The 1,425-nt window shown below is 73.7% G+C and carries 2 protein-coding genes; both read left to right on the top strand.

Features of this window, described 5'->3' with window-relative positions; all coding sequences use genetic code 11:
• Nucleotides 1-640: MFS transporter (locus tag CCN56_RS43760; RefSeq protein WP_373412969.1), on the top strand; the 640-nt coding region annotated here is incomplete at its 5' end.
• A gap of 30 nt (nucleotides 641-670) precedes the next feature.
• A complete protein-coding gene (locus CCN56_RS41030) occupies nucleotides 671-1,351 on the top strand; it encodes a TetR/AcrR family transcriptional regulator (RefSeq protein ID WP_086832581.1) in 681 nt (226 codons plus the stop codon).
• The last annotated feature ends 74 nt before the right edge of the window (nucleotides 1,352-1,425 follow it).

The following is a 1,425-nucleotide window of genomic DNA, read 5'->3' as shown; positions in this document are numbered from 1 at the left end:
GAGGGCGGCGGTGGCGGGGGCGTTCGGCTGGCGCGGGGCCCTGGTCCTCCCGCTCCTGAGCCTGCTCTCGCTGCGCCCGGCGCTCCGCCTGACGGGCGGGCATCCGTCACAGGACCAGCCCGTCCCCCGTACCCCCGGCGGCCTTCCCCTGGACATCCTCCGCGACCGCCGCTTCCTCGCCGCCGCCGCCCTCATGCTGGCGCTCGCCACGGTCAACTTCGCCCTCCTGTACGCGGCTCCGCGCCGCGTCGCCGCGCTCACCGGCTGGGGCACGGTGGAGACGGGGGCGGTCGCGTCCGTCGCCGCGCTCGCGGGGGCGCTGCTGTCCTGGCAGCTGGTCCGGGCGGCGCCGAGGCTGGGCCCCGCCCGGCTCAAAGCCGTCCTCGCGCTCGGTTCGACGGCGGCACTCGCACTCGCCGTGACGGCCCCCTGGCCGGCAGCCGTCCTGCTCGGCTCGGGAACCAGCGCGCTCGTCACGGCCGGCGGCCAGGGGCTGCTCACGGGCGCCGCGACCGGGAGCCTGCCGGCGGCCCGGCACGGACTCGCGATCGGCCTGTTCAACCTGGCGTTCCTGATCGGCGTGGCGGCCGGACCGGCGCTCGCGGCCTTTGCAGACCAAACCGTTCAGTTCATATACTGACGGACCCGCCACCACAGCTAAGGACCACCCATGGGAGCCGACGCACAGCAGGCCGCCGACGCGATCGACGAGTACGGCATCCCGATCATCCCGGACCCGGCGGACGCCGCCTCGCGCAAGCGCCGGGCGATCATCGACGCGGCGCTCGCGGAGTTCCTCGCGGAGGGGTACTCGGCGGCGTCGATGGACGCGATCACCCGTGGTTCCGGCGTCTCCAAGGCGACGATCTACAAGCACTTCGGCAGCAAGGAGCGTCTGTTCCTCGCCGTCATCGGCGGCGTCCTGCCGAAGACGTACGCCGATCTGGAGCCCTCCAACTCGACGATCGCCGACGCCCCCGACCTGCGGGCCGCGCTCGTCCGGCTCACCACCGACTGGGCGCGGATCCTGCTGCGCCCGGACATCATGTCGCTGCGGCGCCTGGTCATCGGCGAGATCGACCGCTTCCCGCAGCTCGGCCAGCTCTGGTACCGGGTCAGCTACGACATGAACAACGGCCCGCTGATCGAGGCCTTCACCGAGCTGAACGCGCGCGGCGTCCTCGACGCGCCCGACCCGGCGCTCGCCGTGCAGCAGCTGGTGGCGGCGACGGTGGGCGTGCCGCAGCTCGTCCGTACCTTCTCGCCCGACGCGGAGATCGACGACGCGGAGCTGACGCGGGTGATCAGCTCGGGAGTGGACCTGTTCCTGGCCCGGTACGCACGTTCCTGAGGCTCCGGACCCGCGCGCGGACGAGCAGGGCGAGCAGGGCGAGCAGGGCGAGGACACGGGGCGCGCGGGGAAGG

This window comes from Streptomyces sp. NRRL B-24572 (assembly GCF_002156145.1).
Lineage (GTDB): Bacteria > Actinomycetota > Actinomycetes > Streptomycetales > Streptomycetaceae > Streptomyces > Streptomyces vietnamensis.
Note: the sequence above shows the minus strand (reverse complement) of the source record. Positions and strands in the feature narration are given on the sequence as shown.